Annotated in this window: 18 protein-coding genes; 2 read left to right on the top strand and 16 right to left on the bottom strand. The window is 37.2% G+C overall.

What is annotated here, in order from left to right; genetic code table 11:
• Nucleotides 1-206 precede the first annotated feature (206 nt).
• Entirely contained in the window at nucleotides 207-1,349 is a 1,143-nt protein-coding gene (gene zapE, locus RMB13_RS17580; protein WP_311085931.1) for a cell division protein ZapE, read from the bottom strand.
• Nucleotides 1,350-1,426: 77 nt separating this feature from the next.
• Nucleotides 1,427-2,449: an AraC family transcriptional regulator gene (locus RMB13_RS17585; protein ID WP_042896508.1), complete on the bottom strand. Its 1,023-nt coding sequence runs from the start codon at nucleotides 2,447-2,449 to the stop codon at nucleotides 1,427-1,429.
• Nucleotides 2,450-2,570: 121 nt separating this feature from the next.
• On the opposite strand from RMB13_RS17585, the gene RMB13_RS17590 reads away from it, so the two are divergent.
• Together RMB13_RS17590 and RMB13_RS17595 are read left to right on the top strand one after the other, a co-directional pair.
• Nucleotides 2,571-4,118, top strand: a complete 1,548-nt coding sequence (locus tag RMB13_RS17590) for an NAD(P)/FAD-dependent oxidoreductase (RefSeq protein ID WP_311085932.1) — start codon at nucleotides 2,571-2,573, stop codon at nucleotides 4,116-4,118.
• A gap of 49 nt (nucleotides 4,119-4,167) precedes the next feature.
• On the top strand, nucleotides 4,168-5,079 hold the full coding sequence (locus RMB13_RS17595; RefSeq protein WP_132070091.1) for a lysine exporter LysO family protein: 912 nt from the start codon (nucleotides 4,168-4,170) through the stop codon (nucleotides 5,077-5,079).
• Here the strand turns inward: RMB13_RS17595 and pyrF are convergent.
• The 14 genes from pyrF to RMB13_RS17665 form a co-directional block, all read right to left on the bottom strand.
• Complete coding sequence (pyrF, locus tag RMB13_RS17600) at nucleotides 5,076-5,774, bottom strand: orotidine-5'-phosphate decarboxylase (RefSeq protein WP_005041069.1); 699 nt, start codon at nucleotides 5,772-5,774, stop codon at nucleotides 5,076-5,078. The genes RMB13_RS17595 and pyrF overlap by 4 nt on opposite strands.
• A gap of 185 nt (nucleotides 5,775-5,959) precedes the next feature.
• Nucleotides 5,960-6,325, bottom strand: a complete 366-nt coding sequence (locus RMB13_RS17605; RefSeq protein WP_005041071.1) for a lipopolysaccharide assembly protein LapA domain-containing protein — start codon at nucleotides 6,323-6,325, stop codon at nucleotides 5,960-5,962.
• Nucleotides 6,326-6,350: 25 nt separating this feature from the next.
• On the bottom strand, nucleotides 6,351-6,653 hold the full coding sequence (locus RMB13_RS17610) for an integration host factor subunit beta (protein ID WP_003651488.1): 303 nt from the start codon (nucleotides 6,651-6,653) through the stop codon (nucleotides 6,351-6,353).
• A gap of 156 nt (nucleotides 6,654-6,809) precedes the next feature.
• Nucleotides 6,810-8,483: a 30S ribosomal protein S1 gene (rpsA, locus tag RMB13_RS17615; RefSeq protein WP_005041073.1), complete on the bottom strand. Its 1,674-nt coding sequence runs from the start codon at nucleotides 8,481-8,483 to the stop codon at nucleotides 6,810-6,812.
• A gap of 111 nt (nucleotides 8,484-8,594) precedes the next feature.
• Nucleotides 8,595-9,275 carry a (d)CMP kinase gene (gene cmk, locus RMB13_RS17620; RefSeq protein WP_311085933.1) on the bottom strand — a complete coding sequence of 227 codons (681 nt, stop codon included), beginning with the start codon at nucleotides 9,273-9,275 and terminating at the stop codon, nucleotides 8,595-8,597.
• A gap of 10 nt (nucleotides 9,276-9,285) precedes the next feature.
• On the bottom strand, nucleotides 9,286-9,726 hold the full coding sequence (locus tag RMB13_RS17625; RefSeq protein ID WP_004642638.1) for an SRPBCC family protein: 441 nt from the start codon (nucleotides 9,724-9,726) through the stop codon (nucleotides 9,286-9,288).
• A gap of 69 nt (nucleotides 9,727-9,795) precedes the next feature.
• Nucleotides 9,796-10,299 carry a tRNA adenosine(34) deaminase TadA gene (gene tadA / locus RMB13_RS17630; protein ID WP_311085934.1) on the bottom strand — a complete coding sequence of 168 codons (504 nt, stop codon included), beginning with the start codon at nucleotides 10,297-10,299 and terminating at the stop codon, nucleotides 9,796-9,798.
• A 5-nt stretch (nucleotides 10,300-10,304) separates the two neighbouring features.
• Nucleotides 10,305-11,429 carry an enoyl-CoA hydratase/isomerase family protein gene (locus RMB13_RS17635; protein WP_003651483.1) on the bottom strand — a complete coding sequence of 375 codons (1,125 nt, stop codon included), beginning with the start codon at nucleotides 11,427-11,429 and terminating at the stop codon, nucleotides 10,305-10,307.
• Nucleotides 11,426-12,139 (bottom strand): uracil-DNA glycosylase, encoded by a 714-nt coding sequence (ung, locus tag RMB13_RS17640; RefSeq protein WP_005041081.1) that lies wholly within the window; start codon nucleotides 12,137-12,139, stop codon nucleotides 11,426-11,428. Before ung ends, RMB13_RS17635 begins: the two co-directional genes overlap by 4 nt.
• 49 nt (nucleotides 12,140-12,188) lie before the next feature.
• Nucleotides 12,189-12,785, bottom strand: a complete 597-nt coding sequence (locus RMB13_RS17645; RefSeq protein ID WP_003651480.1) for a 6-carboxytetrahydropterin synthase — start codon at nucleotides 12,783-12,785, stop codon at nucleotides 12,189-12,191.
• 229 nt (nucleotides 12,786-13,014) lie between these two features.
• The gene (gene gspK / locus RMB13_RS17650) at nucleotides 13,015-13,974 is read right to left on the bottom strand and encodes a type II secretion system minor pseudopilin GspK (RefSeq protein ID WP_132070095.1); all 960 of its coding nucleotides are present in this window, start codon (nucleotides 13,972-13,974) and stop codon (nucleotides 13,015-13,017) included.
• Nucleotides 13,974-14,789, bottom strand: a complete 816-nt coding sequence (gspJ, locus tag RMB13_RS17655) for a type II secretion system minor pseudopilin GspJ (protein WP_311085935.1) — start codon at nucleotides 14,787-14,789, stop codon at nucleotides 13,974-13,976. Before gspJ ends, gspK begins: the two co-directional genes overlap by 1 nt.
• The gene (gene gspI, locus RMB13_RS17660) at nucleotides 14,789-15,169 is read right to left on the bottom strand and encodes a type II secretion system minor pseudopilin GspI (protein WP_004792732.1); all 381 of its coding nucleotides are present in this window, start codon (nucleotides 15,167-15,169) and stop codon (nucleotides 14,789-14,791) included. Before gspI ends, gspJ begins: the two co-directional genes overlap by 1 nt.
• On the bottom strand, nucleotides 15,159-15,713 hold the full coding sequence (locus RMB13_RS17665) for a type II secretion system protein (protein WP_004642630.1): 555 nt from the start codon (nucleotides 15,711-15,713) through the stop codon (nucleotides 15,159-15,161). The genes gspI and RMB13_RS17665 overlap by 11 nt, the downstream gene beginning before the upstream one ends.
• Between the last annotated feature and the right edge of the window lie 8 nt (nucleotides 15,714-15,721).

A 15,721-nucleotide genomic window follows, 5' to 3' on the forward strand; every position in this document is an offset into this window, starting at 1 on the left:
ACTAGGATTCCCAACAATTTATTCAATATTTAAAGATACTGAAACTAGACTTTTTGTTAACAGACAAAAAATTTCACTATCTTATTTTTCTAAAGCGTATTTAGTTATATCAAACTTTGCAGCTTGAAAAAGCACTATTTAACGAAATTTATTTATTTTTGTTGTAAAAAAAGCGCTCAATCTAGAGCGCTTTTCATATCTATTTTTTATGCTTTTTTAGCTTCATCAATATGGCGATGTTCTGAATGCAAATATTCATCAGATTGCATTTCTAATAAACGCGAACGAGTACGCTCAATTTCAAATGCTAACTTTTCACCTTGATAAATATCAATAATACTATCTTGAGAAGTTAAAAGTAATTTTACTCCACGGTCATAAAACTCATCGACTAGATAAATAAAACGACGTGTGCCTTCAGACAAGAAATCTGTTAAATGAGGAACATTACTCACCAGAACCGTATTATAGATATTTGCAATTTCAATAAAATCTGCTGGGCTACGTGGTTTAAAGCAGAGTTCAGAAAATTCACACCACAATACATCTTCTGTATGCCCTAGAGTCTCAACAATACGATTATTGATTACAATGGGCTCTTGAGAATGAGCTTGTGTATGAGTTAATGCACTAAAACGTTCCGACATCCAGTTTTGGACTTCATTACTTAAGGGTGATTTAAATAATTGAGCTTGTTTTAATACGCGTAAACGATAATCTACACCTGCATCTACATTTAAAATAGCGCAGTTCTTTTTAACCATTTCAATTGTTGGCAAGAAACGGTCACGATGAATACCGTTTTTATATAAGCCGTCTGGTGCAATGTTTGATGTTGCAATTAATGTCACGCCACGAACAAACAATTTTTGAAATAAATCACTCAGAATCATTGCATCTGTTACGTTTGATACAAAGAACTCATCAAAACAAATAACGACTGCATCTTTATAAATTTGGTCAGCCACGATTTCAAGTGGATTACGTTGGCCTGAAAGCTTATTTAGCTCTTTATGAACATGTTGCATGAAATGATGAAAATGCATACGTGTTTTACGACGAAACGGCACTGACTCATAAAATTGATCCATAAGCCAAGTTTTTCCACGACCTACACCACCCCACATATAGACACCTTTAGGTGATGTTTGGCGGCGAAAACGACGGAAAGCTTTTTTAGAAGCTTTATAACGGTTTAAAAGTTCTTTCCATACGCGATCTAATTCTTGCACTGCCTGTGCTTGCGCTTCATCTGCCATAAACTGGCCTGAAGCTAAAGCCTCAGCATAGCGTTCTGCTGGGGAAGAAGGTGAGAATGCAGTACTATGAGAAGATTTTAAATTTAACATATCGTTTTATTTCAATTTTAACTGATAGGAGTATAGCGAACATTTTGTTCAACCACATTAGCTTTTAGCATCAAGAATTACGACGATGACTCTTTGCCATATTGTCGAGGACTCTGTCCAAACCATCGTTTAAATGCATGATTAAACGCCGCTGGTTCAGAATAACCGAGCAATTCAGCAATAACTTCTATTGAGTATTCCCTATATTCCATAAGCTTTAATGCCTTATTCTTGATGATTTGTTCACGAATTTGCTTATAACTCGTATTTAACTGTTGCAATTGATGCCTTAATGTCCTTTCAGGCATTTTCAATGCAAAAGCAGTTTCCGCCATGCTCGGGATAATACCTTGTTGCAACTCAAGATAATCTTGCACACATTGTATAATATGTGGAGTTTGGTGATCTTGTTGATTTAATCTTGTTATTTCTGTAATACATTTTGATTCATAAATACGATGTGTAATGATATCCGCTGAAGGAATCTTAATTTCAAGCACATCCTTACTTAGGCTAAATGCTGCATATTTACCATTAAAGTGCACATCATCGCCATAGTATGCAAAATAGCGAGATAAAGTATCTGAGTCAGTTGGTTTTTCAAACGGAAGTTCTATACGCATAGCGGGCATTTGCAATCCCATCATCGTATAAATATCTTGAATAAATTTATAAGTCCCCGAAACTTCACATTGTGCCCGCAACTTGCCAATTTGTGTTTTCAAATCAACAGGCAAATAACTTAAAATTGTACGCTCATCAGTTTCATCTAGGCCTAAAGCACCAAATAAATGAGTAAGTTTTTGATACTTTATCCCTTTATTTAATGCAGTTTGAACATCATTACTTGTGACAAGCAACATGAGCAATGGTCCGTAACCGGCTAAAGCATAATGCTGTCCAATAAATAGGCCCTTTTCAGGCTCAACATTTTCACTAATAATTTGCTGAATATCCCATTCTAGGCGATCATGAATTGTGGAACTCGGATCTAAAGCATCAACCTTAATTCCTATACCAGCCAAACGTGAGTCGACATCAATGCCTGCATTGCGCATTCCTTGAATTAAATACATTAAACCAAGTATCGACCGTTTCATTCTTCTATCAATTTCCCTAGACTCAAATGTTTTACTATAAACAAGAAAGAAAATTAATTGCCGAATCTATCAATTTTCACGTCGATACAATCATGTTTAAACTGGTTAAAAAACGTTAGTCTTGCCTGCAATCCTCCTTTTAGCTTATGCAGGGTTTCCAATGCTAAACGCAAAGCAAGATGCTATTCAAAAAACTAAAATCGCTATTATTGGTGCTGGATTTGGTGGCCTAGGAATGGCAATCCGTTTACTGCAAAATCAACAGCAAGACTTTGTTATTTTAGAAAAATCAAATGATGTTGGCGGAACTTGGCGGGAAAATCGCTACCCAGGTGCAGCATGTGATGTTCAATCTCATATGTATTCCCTCTCTTTTGCACCTAAAACAGACTGGTCAAAACGCTATGCTGAAGCTCCAGAGATTTTTCAATATATTCAAGATATTACAAAAAAACATAAGATTAAAGATTACTGCAAGTTTAACCATGATGTGAGTAATATCCAATATGATGAAGCACGTCACGTGTGGACTTTAGATTTTAAAAATCAGCCTTCGATCGAAGCTCAATTTGTAGTTTTTGCATCAGGCCCGTTGCATATCCCGCAAATTCCACATATTCAGGGTATCGAAAAATTTAAAGGGAAAGTTTTCCATTCATCACAATGGGAACATGACTATAATTTGAATGGTAAATCAGTTGCATCTATTGGTACAGGTGGTAGCGCAATTCAATATATTCCGGAAATAGCTGGAGATGTTAAGCAGCTCTATGTATTTCAAAGAACGGCAGCATGGGTAATACCACGAGATGAACGTAAATACTCCAGTTTGAGTAAAGCATTATTCAAATCTTCCAATATTTATCGCCAAATTCATCGTAGTCGTCTCTATTGGAGTAATGAGTCACGTGTTGTACCGATTGTTCAACCTCAAATTATGAAATATGGTCAAAAGTTGGCAGAAGCTTTCATTCGCTTCCAAGTTAAAGACAAGGAAGTAGCTAAGAAGCTCACACCGGACTTTGTGATGGGATGTAAACGTATTCTTATTTCAAATAAATACTTCCCTACATTTAACCGTAAAAATGTTGAGCTAATAACAGATAGCATTCAAGAAATTAAGGAAAACAGTATTATTACTAAAGATGGTAAAGAACGACCTATTGATTGCTTAATTTACGGCACAGGCTTTATAACAGACCCACGTATTTACTTAAAACATTTCACTTGTATTGGACGTAATCAAATCGAGTTAAAACAGGCATGGAAAGATGGTGCAGAAAGTTATTATGGCATTATGACTAAAAACTTTCCTAACCTATTTCAATTAGTCGGCCCTAATACAGTATTAGGTCATAATTCAGTTATTTTTATGATTGAATCTCAAGTAAATTACATTTTACAACTTATTCAACTCGTAGAGAAATCTGGTCAAAAAGCAATTGAGATCAAACCAGAAGTTCAAGATGCTTTTAACGAGCGAGTTCAAACTCAGCTTCAAGGGACTGTGTGGCAAGCTGGAGGCTGTAGTAGCTGGTATCAATCTGCCGATGGAAAAAACTTTTCGTTATGGCCAACCTATACATGGAAGTATTGGTTAGAAACGCGCAAAGTTAATCCTAAAGATTACTTACTCTTAAATAAAAGCTCACAGAGCTATGCAGCTTAAAATGTTCAAGACATAATAGGTGGGTTAAAAACAATCCACCTATTATTATATGCAATCCTTTTATCTTATCATTCAAATTTTTTTAGCAATTGCTTTCGGCTATTTTCTAGCACCTAGACTATCTCTAAATATCCGACAGTTTATTTTCAAAATACTACCCTATTTTTCTTATATTCTCTTAGCAAGTGTAGCTTTAGAATTAACACTAGCACTTGATCAAATTGAGAACCCTTCTGCGATACTTCCACCAGCTATAATCATTGCACTTACCACATCTTTTGGTTCTTTTTTTACGTGTTTATTGGCTTATACAATTTTTGATAAACAAAGTGTAAAAGGAAAAATCTCACTTCAACTTTTTGTAAATGCTTTAAAGAATATTGCAAAAGCCTTTCTTGCCTTAGGTGTCGGTGTTCTATTGGGAGCTATTGTCACTCAATTCAATTCACATATGGCATTTAATAGTTGGTATTTATTATTACTGTTTATTTTCTTAATTGGTATTGAACTTGCCTTCACTCATTTCAACCGTACGTGGTTAAGCTGGAAGGTTTTAATTGTACCTTTAGCTGCTTTTATAGGGTCATGTATTGCTGGCTTCTTCAACTACTTTTTGCTTAACAAGCATTTTGCACTGAACGAAACATTAGCATTAGCACAAGGTTATGGCTGGTACTCAATGTCAGGGATCTTATTTACGCAATTACATTCGGCAGAACTAGGTGGCATCGCGCTATTGACTGATTTATTTAGAGAAATTGTTGCTATATTTTTAATGTATACCATGGGATGGCGTTTTCCTCGCCCTGCTATCTCAAGTGCTGGCGCAACGTCAATGGATGCTACCTTAGCAATGGTAAAACAGTCATGTGGTACACATTATGTACCACATGCCATGATGAGTGGCTTATTATTAAGCCTACTCGCCCCGTTATTAATTAGCTTATTTCTAAATTTTTAGGCAATTGAAGCAAGAATAGATTTCAACATTTCTGTTGGATCTTCTGCTTTAGTAATCGGTCGACCAATGACCAGATGTGTAGAACCATCAAGCATAGCCTGCTTTGGAGTTACAATACGTTTTTGGTCGTCCGCATTAGAACCCTCTGGACGAATACCGGGTGTTACCAAAGAGAAGTCTTGCCCAATTAATTCACGAAGAATCTTAGCTTCTTGAGCAGAACAAACTACCCCATCCAAGCCACTTTCTTTAGTGAGTTTAGCTAAGCGCTTTACATGCTCTACAGGTTCAACATCTAGACCAATATCTTTTAGATCTTCTCGACCCATTGATGTGAGTACTGTCACAGCAATAAGCTGGGTTTGATAGTTACCTGCTTTTAAACGCTCTACACAGGTTTCCATCATTTTACGGCCACCTGAAGCGTGAACATTTACCATCCACACTCCTAAATCAGCTGCTGCACAAACAGCCTGAGCGGTAGTATTTGGAATATCATGAAATTTAAGATCAAGAAAAACTTCAAAATTTTGTTCTTGAAGTTTTTTTACAACAGATGGGCCTTCATGAGTAAAAAGCTCTTTACCCACTTTTACACGGCATAAAGTAGGATCAAGTTGTTCAACAATTTTTAAAGCGTCATATTGGCTTTTTGCATCTAACGCAACAATGATACTCAAGAGACTTTCTTCCATCACATAAAATCAGCGTCATTATAATAGACAAGTCATCAAGTAATAAAGGAATGTATAAGGAAGGCTTTCAAATTTAGAGACAATAATGTCACGGGGACTAATTTTTAGAAAAATAAAAAGAAGAAAACACTGATAAATTAAGGAATATACTACTCTTTATTCGTGAATAAAGAGTAGTGTTCGAATTATAGCGGAGTAGAGTTTTTATCTTGAGGATAAACATCTAAAACGGTTTTTTCATGTCTTACATTTGCAGCGGCTTCTGCTGCTGCTAATTGAGCACTTTGAATCTGTTCTTTTCTCAAATGGTCAATATCTTTACGAAGACGTTTAATTTCCCAGCTTTGTTGAAAAACCCTGAAAACCTGTACACCTAGCAAAAGACCGACCACCGTTCCAAGTACTAATGTGAGTAGCAATAATAAGCCTAATCGCATAGCTGGAACTTGAGTAAATAGCAAATCAACAGAAAGCTCTGTTGGATTTTGCAATACAAGGGCTAAAGAATAACCAAATACAACAATAAGCAATGCAATTAAAATATAACGCATAGGCACCCCACTTATAAATTTTTATTTATTTTCCGGATTCGTTGACTGCATCACGCAGTGCTTTCCCGGGTTTGAAATGCGGAACAGCTTTAGCTGCCACTTCAACTGATCTTCCTGTTTTAGGATTGCGACCAACTCTTGGATCACGGTGGTGTAAAGCAAAGCTACCAAAACCACGGATTTCAATTCGATTATCAGTTGATAGTGCTTCTATCATTTGATCAATCATAATTTTAACCGCCTCTTCCACCAAAGGTTCAGCTAAGTGTGGGTTTTTTAGCGCAATGCGTTCAATCAAATCAGACTTATTAAGAGCTTCAGTAGTCATCTACGACCTCGTTATTTATTGCTACTCTATGTCGTCTGATAATAACCTGTTTAAATACAAAACGGTAGCGCAGTATGTTGAATACTAGGCTACCGTTTACAGTAATTTGTATAAAAAGTACAATTCCGTTACATGAAACTGTACTTTGTTAACCTATTACTTCATTTGTGCTTTAATCAAGTCACCAATAGTCTTAGGACCATTTTCTTGACTTGTTGTTGCTGTACGTAAAGTAGCAACTGCTTCTTTCTCTTCAGCTTCGTCTTTTGCTTTAACAGACAAGTTGATAGAGCGAGATTTACGATCAACGTTGATGATTTTCGCTTCAACTTCTTGACCAACTTCTAAGAATTTAGTTGCATCTTCAACGCGGTCACGGTTGATTTCAGAAGCTTTAAGAGTAGCTTCTACTTCGTCAGCTAACTTAACAGTTGCGCCACGAGCATCAACTGCAGTTACAGTACCTTTAACTAAAGCACCGCGTTCGTTAGCAGCTAAGAAATCATTGAACGGATCGCTGTTCAATTGCTTGATACCAAGGCTGATACGGTTACCTTCAGCGTCTACAGACAAGATAACAGCTTCAACAGTGTCACCTTTCTTGTAACGACGAATAGCTTCTTCACCTTGCTCGTTCCAAGAAATATCAGACAAGTGTACTAAACCGTCGATACCGCCGTTCAAGCCAATGAAGATACCAAAGTCAGTGATAGACTTGATAGTACCAGATACTTTTTCGCCTTTCTCATGAGCTTTAGCAAACTCTTCCCATGGGTTAGCACGAGTTTGTTTGATACCAAGGCTGATACGACGACGTTCTTCATCAACTTCAAGAACCATAACATCAACTTCATCACCAATCTGAACAACTTTAGATGGGTGGATGTTTTTGTTAGTGTGGTCCATTTCAGAAACGTGAACTAAACCTTCAACGCCTTCAGCGATTTCAGCGAAACAACCGTAGTCAGTTAAGTTAGTTACACGAGCTTTAACGATAGAACCTTTAGGGTAACGGCTCATGATCGCTAACCATGGATCTTCGCCTAATTGTTTAAGGCCTAAAGATACGCGGTTACGCTCACGGTCAAATTTAAGTACTTTAACAGTAACTTCTTGACCAACTTCAACAACTTCTGAAGGGTGCTTGATACGTTTCCAAGCCATATCTGTGATATGGAGAAGACCATCAATACCACCAAGATCAACGAATGCGCCGTAATCAGTAAGGTTCTTGATTGTACCTGTAACTGTTTGACCTTCTTCAAGTTGAGCAAGTAATGCTTCACGGTCAGCAGAAGATTCTGCTTCCATAACAGCACGACGAGATACAACAACGTTATTACGTTTAGCATCAAGTTTGATTACTTTAAACTCTAACTCTTTACCTTCAAGGTGAGTAGTGTCACGAATAGGACGAGTGTCAACTAATGAACCTGGTAAGAATGCACGAACAGGACCGATGTCAACAGTGAAACCGCCTTTAACTTTACCAGAGATAACACCAGTAACGATTTCGCCATCTTCAAAGATTTTTTCAAGTTTAGTCCAAGTTTCAGCACGCTTAGCTTTTTCACGTGATAAAACTGTTTGACCCATACCGTTGTCAAGAGCTTCAACAACTACGTCAACAGTATCACCAACTTGAACTTCAAGTTCACGTTGTTCATTTAAAAATTCAGCACGGTCAACAATGCCTTCAGACTTTAGGCCAGTGTCAACAGTTACCCAGTCGCTATCGATGTTTACAACAACACCTTGGATGACTGCACCCTTTTCAACGTTGAGGTTTAATTCACTTTCTTCAAAGAGGGCTGCAAAAGATTCGGTCATGATATACCTGATAAATTCAGCGGTCTTGGATCAGACAAGGCCGGTTTAGTTAAGTATCAACATAGTCTTTATAAACTGATCAAGCTATGCGTCAACTGATAATTCTATTTGCTAAATGGTACGGCTATCGACATAATCAACCATCAACTTAAATACCTGATCGATCGTTAATTCCGAACTATCAATGATATAAGCGTCTTTGGCTGGCTTGAGTGGAGCAACTTCTCGCTCCATATCTCTTTTGTCACGCGCCTGTATATTAGCTAAAATGTCGTTTATTTTAGCATCTAGGCCCATGCCCTGCAACTGTTTTACTCTTCGCTCGGCACGCGACTCAGCTGAAGCCGTTAGATAAATTTTCGCATTTGCTTCAGGAAAAATAGCTGTTGCCATGTCACGACCATCTGCAACTAAACCAGGATTTTGTGCAAAAGCTCTTTGTCGCTCAAATAATGCCTGTCTAAGTTCTGGAATTGCGGCAACTTTCGATGCATATTCACCAACCCGTTCTGTACGAATTGTTTGAGATACATCTTCGCCATCTAGAAAAACTAAAATCCCTGATGCGGAAGTTTCAAATTTAATATCCAGTTGACGTGCATATTGAACGCATTCATCGAGCTGACTGTCTAATTTCTCTAATAAATCGTGTTTATGTAATGACAACCCTAATAAACGATATAAGGCACCAGAATCGAGTAAATGATATTGATAATGTGCTGCAAGTTTTGCGGCCAATGTTCCTTTACCCGAACCACTCGGACCATCAATAGTAATAATTTGAACTGTCATTGAACTCTCACTAAGAAGCAATTGCTTTAGCTAATCTCGAAAAGCCTAGTGTAATGGCTAGTTTTAGCTGTGCAAGGATTAATTTACTTACCACTGGAGCTTTTGCTGTTAACTCGATGCGGTATGTAACTAAAGTTATATATGGGGTAATTTCAGAAAACTCGATTCGACCTAAATGGTGTTTAATCAAAGGATTGTCTATTAATTTATATTCAATGCTTTTATTTTCTTCAAGCAATGTAATTTCTTCTTTAAGTGGCTTGATTGGACCAAATCCCATACGACGAACTGAACCTAAACCATCAGGTCTTTTAGAATCTGCTGAGTCTTTTACTCGTACAACTTGTAACGGTGCAAAAGCAGTATTATAAGTTGCATGTTTAGAGAGCAAGTTAAATACATCACCAAGAGGAGCATTAAATTCTTTTTTTACGGTAATTACATTACGCATGGGTGTTCCTTATTAAATAGAATCATGGCAGTAAAATCGCGTTAGTTTGCCATAAGCTCATGTTACTTTTTAATCATTTAAGGACGTTTTTTGTTGTTTTTCTAGTTTCTTTTGCTCACGTCTTTGTTTAAAAAAATGACTGAGTTGTTGAGCACATTTTTCTTGTAAACAACCATGTTCAAAGGTAAATCTGTGATTGTAATAACCATGTTGTAGTAATTGACGAGCGCTTACCAATGAACCTGCTTTAGGTTCTGTTGTACCAAAAACCACATGTTTGATTCTTGCATGTACTAATGCACCTACACACATTGTGCACGGCTCAAGAGTGACATATAAAGTTGCATCTTCAGGTAATCGATAATTTTCTAATGATAAACACGCTGCACGAATAGCCTGAATTTCTGCATGTGCAGTTGGATCTAACAAACTAATTGGAGCATTATATCCCGACCCAATCACTCTATTTTGGCTCACCACAACCGCTCCAACTGGGATCTCGCCCTGCTGAGCGGCTAATTCAGCTTGCTCGTAAGCAAGCTGCATCCAATATTCATCACTATATTCAGTCATGTATTTTAGGTGATCACACCATGTTGTCTAAGCAAAGCATTCCAGCTATCTATTGAGGTAACTGGTGGACAATCAGCTAATATACCTCTTAGGCTTAGGTCTTCACATGGTTTCCATTCTGGTGATAAATCTTTATCAACCAAGCGTGCACGAACACCTTCTACAAAGTCAGGATGACGAATTTTCCACTCAGAAATCTGAGCTTCTAGATCAAAGACCTCATCCCAAGAATGTATTTGTTTACCCCATTGCCAAAGCAACCAAGTAATTGCCGCAGTACTAGGAGATCCTTTTTGCAAGTTCTCACTCGCTTGGCGGAGCCAATCACTGCTAGCATCACGCAAGCTAACAATAGCTTGGTAATCTTGTTCAAAATTAAAACCACGGCAAACGCTATGAATCACATCTAGCGAGTTTTGCAATGGACCTGCCGCAACAGGACGATGCAAACTATTTAAAGTATCATCAATTGCGCGGAAATCCCCTGCAGGATAATGAGCCCAATTAATATTTAAAACTTTTTGCAAAACATTATCACGCTGTGCTTCACAAATATGTGTCGCCCAACCGATGCTATATGCTCCAGCGGCTGTCATGATTGAACCAGTTAAACCCGTAAATAAACCTACTGGACCACGATCTGCTAGGAAACGACTCGCCCCGACATCTGGATATAAACCAATATTAATCTCAGGCATTGCCAAACGAGAATATGGGGTTACTAGACGGAATGGTGCTGCCATAAACAAGCCTAAACCACCACCCATAACATAGCCTTCACCCCAAACAACCACAGGTTTAGCATAATTATGTAAGAGTAAGTCTAAAGCATATTCTTGCTGGAAAAACTTATTCGCAGTATCTACTTCTTGATTTATAACAAGTTGACGCAATTTTCTAACGTCGCCACCTGCACAAAAAGCTTTTGGTGTAGTTGAATCTAACCAAATTGCTTTAACGCTCTCATCATCACGAAAATCTTCAAATACACGTAATAATGCCGTTACGATTGACTCATCTAAAGCATGCAATGATTTAGGACGATTCAAACGTACTATACGCCAGCCGTTTTTTGCTTCTTCAACCACCAAGTCCGGGTGATAGTTATTTACATTGGGAGAGTTCATCATGCGTCCAATTGCCAGTCTATGGGCTCAATGCCATGTTGTTTCAAATATTGATTTGTTTTTGAGAACACTTTGCATCCAAAAAAACCACCTCTATTTGCAGCAAGAGGTGATGGATGTGCGGCGGTTAAAACCAAGTGTCTATCTCTATTTATACGTTGTCCTTTGCGCTGTGCATAAGCACCCCACAAAATAAATACCACATGTTCTCTTTGCTCATTCAAAACATCAATGACTTCATCAGTAAATGCTTCCCAACCTTGCTTTTGATGTGAAGTTGGCTGCCCAGCTTCAACAGTAAGCACGCTGTTCAGTAAAAGCACCCCTTGTTTAGCCCATTTCGTTAAGTCACCATGGCGAGGAGCTGGAATACCCAAATCTGTATGCAATTCATGAAAAATATTACGTAAAGATGGTGGTAATGCAATACCTTTTTGAACAGAGAAACTTAATCCATTCGCTTGGTTCGGTCCATGATATGGATCTTGTCCCAGAATAACGACCTTCACATCAGCCAATGGTGTCGTATTTAGAGCACTAAAGATTTGTTTACTCGGTGGATATATTATTTTTTGTGCTTGCTTCTCTTGAAATAAGAAATCGCGCAAATTATCCATTTGAGGACTTAACAAAAAAGGTGCTAAAGATATTTTCCAGCTTTCTTCTAATTGAACTTTACTGAGTTTATCTTGCTGTTGCTCAGTTAATTGCATTAAGGTCATCCTAGATCAATTTTCAATTCTACAAATAGAGTAATTCGATTTACACTTCGACTTGCAAATCAACTTGAGGATTATTAAATTTCATCCCTTTTTTCAAGTCTTCATACATTTGCGGATTTGCCCACTCTATCTGAATTTGTTCTGAAAAAACAATTCCATCAAGACTTAAGATCCCCATTTGTTCGTTTTGAATATCTTCAATAAAGCTTTGAGCATATCCAGTATCGGTCTCATGAACAATAACTGAATAAACCTCAACATCACCTTCCCCATTTTGAGTGATTGTTGATTGCAAAACTTGCTGAGCTAGATAAAAGAAAATACGAGAGAACTGTTCAGCTGAGGGTGAAACCGGTAAAGAAATCCAGCGAGCACTAAAAGTCTGACAAGCATCAATATATTGAGAATCATCTTTTTCCCAAAAACAGATTGCATGATCAAAGCTATCGATAAGGTCTTTTATTACCCCTTTTAAAAGCCCAAAATCATAAACCATTTGTCCATGATCTAATTTCGAAGCTTTAAGCAATAATTCGACTTTATAGCTATGTCCATGAATTGATCGCTTACAACGATCCGATGTACAGTTACGTACAACATGTGCATTTTCAAACTTAAATAACTTGCGAATTAACATGTGCCAAATCGATCATTCCTTCTAAGAACATTATTATAAAGCAAAAGACAAAAACTTCGCACCACTTTTCAATTAGAAACAATTAGCGAAAAGTATGATAAGACTTGTGAAGAAATATTGAAGATAAGCATATGGAAAATTTATATTTATTCTATTATGTCGATTAGAGAAATTCATAAAAACGACTTTTCAACGATATGACCCAAACAAATAAATTACAATTTTTCAACTAGTTAAATGGTGACATATTTCTAGAATAAACATAAACCTGCTTATCATTACGCATGAGTGCACTTGTAAATTGTCTTTTTCTATTATTAAGCACTACCTCAATTTGTGCTTGAAAAAAACTCGACTTTACATCTAACAGGCTATTCACCTCAGTTCTCTTTTGAGTATCGACTGTTGAAAAAGCATTCAATTGCCATAATTCATCAACATTTTGAAAGAATTTTAAATTTTGTTGGCGCATTTGAAGTTCTTTTTCTACCGCCCCTACATCTAATTTTTCATCAATACTCGCTAAGACTAATGGAGAAGCAGTATTAATATTCACTTTTGTATTTTCAGGTAATGCAGAAATATACGGTGCGATTAAATCATATTTCTTGCCATCAAAACCTCTTACTAATTTCAACTCTTCAATGCGATGAAATTTAGCGTTTGAAGCTAAATAGCTAGGATCAAGGCCTTCATAATAGCTACTTTCTGCTCCCATAGGTCCAGATGGTTCTTCATCTGGATCTTGCCAATCGATAACTGCTTGACTTAACTCTGCTGGCAAGCCTACACGTACAAGTAAGCGCTCAAACCAGTTTTTGGCAGCTTCATTTACCTTACCTTCATTGGTTGTTAAATTGTTTAAGTTAAATTTGCCTGACTCGTCGATTAAACGCCCTGATACAGATCCATCTTCTATTGGAAAAGGTGGCATTGGCTGTGCCCATGTTTCCTTTAAATGATCAACGCCACCTGCATTGTTTGCATCTTGAATTAATAACTCAGAAAAAAAAGCTTCTGCACTTTTGGCATATAATAATGACTGATTTTGACGCATTAAATAACCAGTGTTTTCCATCGTATTGGTTTGATGCTTTGCAATAGAGGCAGCTAAAATTGTAGCCAATGCAACCATAATCAAAATTGTGAGCAAAGCTACACCTTGCTGGCTCTTTTTATAGTGCAACATTATGCTCCTCCTTGTTTGGAGAGCGATGAATTCCCTTGGTTTAAGCTATAAATCCACTCATAACTTACACCAGCAACTGTGAGTTGTATTTTTATTCCTTTCGGCAGTTTTCTAAACTCTTCTGGCTTTGTGGGATCAATATTAATTTCTGGCCACTTTGTCACTTCTTGTGGCGTAAGCACCATAATTTGAAACTGTTCAACTTGACTCAACAAAGTGCTAGATAAAGGTTGCTCTCTGTTTGAAGTATTTAAATTGCTATATTTAAGACGATAAAGCTTTTTTTGATCAGGATCATATCGATATTCAATACGCTCAAAAGGTGATAACCCTTGTTTTAAAGGATCAGTAACACCAGCCTTACTAAAGCGAAGAACTTGATTATCAAGTTCTAATGCTGGATGAAGCTGCCCCCCTTGATTTGCCGATAACGGTATAATTTGTAATGTATCTCGCAAAACTTGTTGATACGCATCTTGTAATTCAAATAGCTGCACTTCATGTTGAGCATTACGATCACGGACTTTTAATAAATAATCAAAAATCTTCCAACCTAACAAAGATAAAACAGCAAAAATTGCAATTGCGACTAAAAGCTCAACTAAAGTAAATCCTGAGGCACGAGTTAATCGAGCACTGCTCGACCGTGCCGTAAGACGAGAAACTGTGTTTCGAGTGTGAGAGTCTTTAAAGCGAAGCTTTGTCTGAGCGCAAGACGAAGAGCTTTGCTCGGAGTAACCCCTCATCATCTGCTCCGATCGTGCTGCAAGACGTGAAGCTGTGCTTCGAGAGCAAAAATATTTATTTTTTATCATTATTTTGCTTTCATTGGATAATTAAAAAACACCAAATGGGTAATACCATTTTGAACTTTTCCTTTATCAGAATCATATAAGCTAATTTGTAAATCTACTTTCTGAACATTCGGGCTGACTGTAGATTCAGCAGATTTATCAATCTGCCAAGTTTCACCTTGAGAAGTAACTTGCTTACTTTGAGTACCTTGAAGCCATTCTTGATTTATCTCCATTAAAGCAACTTCATTCATTGCCACAAACTGAGCTTTTGTTCTAAGAATTGCATTTGAGGTAGATTGGGTATATTGCATGGCCACTTTAGTTAATGCGACGGCAGCTACCGCAAAAATTGCTAAAGCTACCATTACTTCTAATAGAGTAAAGCCTTTAGATTTCATTTATTTTACCCAAATGATCAATTTGTATTTCTGAACCAATTGGTTTTTGTTCAAAGTAAAACTGTATTTTAACTGTTTTAGCTTCACCATTTCCAAACCAGATTAACTGCGGAGCCTGCCCGCCAACTAAATCTGTATTCGTAGCTTTTGAATAGGTTTGACCATCTAGAGGTTGTACTGTAAACGATACATGTTTAGGCAATTGACGCGTAGTAAATTCTGGGTATTTCTGCCAACGGTTTTTTAAATCTTGGACCTGTAATTTACTCTGATCGTGGTATTCATACAGCTCATAAGAAAATGGAGAAACGTCAGTTTCACTCAGAGTAGATAAAGCTAAAACACGAGACTGATCAAGTGACTCTTTACCAATTTTATGTACATCAAGCAAAAATAACTCTCTTGCTTGCATCGCTTTCTTTTGGTCAACCCCACCTATGTTGAGTACAACCAGAGAGGTCATAATCGTCATAATAACAATCACCACCATCACTTCAATGAGGGTAAAACCTTTTTGTGATTTAGATGGTGATGGAGATTTCATATCGACCT

The sequence above is a fragment of the Acinetobacter sp. V102_4 genome, from assembly GCF_031799005.1.
In the GTDB taxonomy this organism is placed as follows: domain Bacteria; phylum Pseudomonadota; class Gammaproteobacteria; order Pseudomonadales; family Moraxellaceae; genus Acinetobacter; species Acinetobacter calcoaceticus.